Source organism: Roseateles sp. P5_E11 (assembly GCF_054049355.1).
Genome location: NZ_JBFUMO010000651.1, coordinates 1 through 3,021 on the forward strand (window position 1 = coordinate 1; position 3,021 = coordinate 3,021).

4 protein-coding genes are annotated in these 3,021 nt (G+C 68.8%); 1 reads left to right on the forward strand and 3 read right to left on the reverse strand.

Annotation, left to right across the window (positions count from 1 at the left end; genetic code table 11):
* A partial coding sequence (locus ACXJKR_RS28570; protein WP_457325712.1) for an FAD-binding oxidoreductase occupies positions 1-381 on the reverse strand: 381 nt, incomplete at its 3' end.
* Entirely contained in the window at positions 378-758 is a 381-nt protein-coding gene (locus ACXJKR_RS28575) for a DUF2069 domain-containing protein (protein WP_056196946.1), read from the reverse strand. The genes ACXJKR_RS28575 and ACXJKR_RS28570, both read right to left, overlap by 4 nt.
* 21 nt (positions 759-779) lie before the next feature.
* On the opposite strand from ACXJKR_RS28575, the gene ACXJKR_RS28580 reads away from it, so the two are divergent.
* The gene (locus tag ACXJKR_RS28580; protein ID WP_082532621.1) at positions 780-2,096 is read left to right on the forward strand and encodes a YihY family inner membrane protein; all 1,317 of its coding nucleotides are present in this window, start codon (positions 780-782) and stop codon (positions 2,094-2,096) included.
* Here ACXJKR_RS28580 and ACXJKR_RS28585 read toward each other — a convergent pair.
* Entirely contained in the window at positions 2,068-3,021 is a 954-nt protein-coding gene (locus ACXJKR_RS28585) for a Bug family tripartite tricarboxylate transporter substrate binding protein (protein ID WP_457325713.1), read from the reverse strand. The genes ACXJKR_RS28580 and ACXJKR_RS28585 overlap by 29 nt on opposite strands.

Below are 3,021 nucleotides of genomic sequence, written 5' to 3' on the forward strand. Positions count from 1 at the left end.
GAGCATTCCGGCCCCAGCCGCGGCGGTTTGGATCTCGGCCAGCACGCAGCCGGCCTCCGCCGTCAGGCTGGCGTTGACGAGGTCGATGCCGCGAACGCGCTTCATGCGCGTCAGGCTCAGCAGGAGTTGTTGGCCGCTGTCGTCCGGCGTCGAGCCGCCCACCAGGCCGGTATTGCCGCCCTGCGGCACGACCGGCACGCGGTGCTCGTGGCATAGGCGCATCACTGCCGCGACTTCCTCGGTCGATGCCGGCCGCGCGACGGCCAGGGCCTTGCCGGCATAGCGCTTGCGCCAGTCGTTCTCATAGGCCGCCAGGTCGCCGCCCACCAGCAGGCCCGCCTCGCCAAGCTGTTCACGCAGCGCAGCGAGAAAGGCGTTCATGTGGCTTTGGCCGCCGCCAGTCGCTGGCGGATCTGGGCCGTGCAGGCCGTGAAGATGACGACGCCGAGCAGCACTTCACCCAGCGCCAGCCATTGCCCGAGGCCGCCTTCGCTGGTCGAGCGCACCAGGCCCTCCATCACATAGAGCCAGATGGCCAGGGCCAGCCAGCGGTAGGTGTACATGCGGTAGCGCCACAGGCCGACGGGTGCCGCCAGCAGCGGCAGCGCCTTCACGGCCAGCGTGCCGCGGCCGGTCGGCGCCAGCCACAGCTCCCAGGCCAGGCACAGCAGGATGAGGCTTACGGTGGCGCTGAACGCCAGATTGCGCGTCAGCCGTTCGACGGCCGTGGGTTGGGTTCTTTCAAGGGCAGGGGACATAGCTGCGGCATCATAGAAGCCATGTCCTTGACGCCGATTCCGCCGATCCCGCCCGTTCCGCCCGCCGCGCCTGCCAATGCCGACAACCCGGACGCACCGCTGGCCCACAACCCCATCGCCTTCGCCAGCGACTTCATCACCGAGCTGTTGGCCTGGCCCTGGTTGCAGACCCTGCACACCTTCCGCCAGCGTTTCCGCGAGGAGAAGCTCGGCCTGACTGCCGGCAGCCTGACCTTCACGACGCTGATCTCGCTGGTGCCGCTGCTGACCGTGATGCTGGCCATCTTCACGGCCTTCCCGATGTTCTCCAGCTTCCAGTCCGCGCTGGAGCAGTACTTCCTGAAGAGCTTGATCCCGCCCAACATCGCCAAGCCGGTGCTGGCCTCGCTGACGCAGTTCGCCGCCAAGGCCAACAAGCTGGGTGTCGTGGGCCTGATCTTTCTGGGCATCACGGCGCTGGCCCTGATGCTGACCATCGACCGCACGCTGAATGCGATCTGGCGCGTGAAGCGCCCGCGGCCCATGGCCCAGCGCGTGCTGGTCTACTGGGCCGCGTTGACGCTGGGCCCGCTGCTGCTCGGCGGCAGCCTGACGCTGACCAGCTATGCCATCAGCGTCGGCCAGGGTTATCTCACGGCCATGCCGGCGAGCATGTCCACGGTCCTGGGCAGCGCCGACGTGGTGCTGTTCGGCCTGGCGATGGCCGGGCTCTTCCATTACGTGCCCAACACCCATGTGCGCTGGCGCCATGCCCTCATCGGCGGCGCCTTCGTGTCGCTGGGCTTCTCGCTGGCCAAGGGTCTGCTGGCCTGGTATGTGAAGCAGGTGCCGACCTATTCGACGCTGTACGGCGCCTTCGCGACCGTGCCCATCTTCCTGATCTGGATCTACCTGGGCTGGGTCATCGTGCTGCTGGGCGCCATCCTGGCGGCCAACACGCCCAGCCTGACGGGCCGGCTGCATCTGCGCCCCGACTCGCCCGGCCAGCCCATGGCGCTGGCGCTGGAGGTGCTGCGCGAACTCTGGCGCGTGCGCGAGGCCGGCCAGCAAGGCCTGTCCTATCTGGCCCTGGCCAGCGCGCTGCGCGTCGACCCGTTGCAGCTCAGCCCCGTCATCGACAAGCTGCTGGCCCTGGACTGGATCGGTCGGCTGGAAGAAGAGGGCGCCCAGCGCCTGGTGCTGCTGTGCACGCCCGAGAAGGCGCTGGCCGAACCTCTGCTGAGCGCCTTCCTGGCCGAGCGCCAGGGGCTGCTGGCCAATCTGTGGGCGCAGGGCGAATGGTCGAAGCTGACTCTCGACCGCCTGCTGCTCACTGAGGCTGGAAGCCCCCGGCCTTGATGATCCTGGCCCAGGCCGCCGAGTAGGCGCGCTCGCGGGTGGCGAGCTGGGCCGAGCTCATCATGGCCACCGACAGGCCGAACTCGGTCAATCGCGCCTTCACGACCGGCTGATTGATGACGCCGGCCAGCGCATTCGAGAAGCGCTCGACGACGGCCGGCGCGGTGCCCGCCGGTGCGAACAGGCCGTAATAGGGCAGATCCTCGAAGCCCGCGACGCCCAGTTCCGCAAAGGTCGGCACCTCCGGCAACACGCCCTGGCGCTGCTGGCCCATGACGGCGACGATGCGCAGCTTCTTCTGCTGGTGGTTGGTGATGAGGTCGGGTACCGAGCCGACGCCGGCGCTGATCTGGTTGCCCAGCATGTCGGCAATCATCGGCGCGCTGCCGCGGTAGGGCACGGCCAGCAGGTTCAGGCCACTCTTCTCGCCGAGCAGCTTGACGAGGAACTCCGGCACCGAGGCCGGGGCCGGCACGCCCACGCTGCCCTGGCCACCTTGCTTCTTCACCCAGGCCAGGTATTCAGGCAGGCTTGAAGCCGGTGTGCCGCCTGACAGCGCCAGCGCGTTGGCAAAGGTCGCAAAGCCCGCCACCGGCAGGAAGTCCTTGGCCGGGTCGAAGCCGGGGTTCTTCAGCACCAGCGGCAGGATGGAGATGGTGTGGTCGTGGCTGACGAAGAAGGTCGTACCGTCGGGTGCCGCGGCCTTCAGCGCCTGGGCCGCGATCTGGCCGCCGGCGCCGGGCTTGTTCTCGACGATGACCGGCGTGCCCAATGACGCCTGCAAGGCCTCACCCAGCAATCGCGCAATCGCGTCGGTGCCGCCGCCGGCCGGAAAGCCGACGAGCAGGCGGATGGGCTTGTCATCGGCGCGGGCGGCAAAGGGCAGGGCGGCCAGCGCGGCCAGGGCGGAACGACGTTGCAGCAT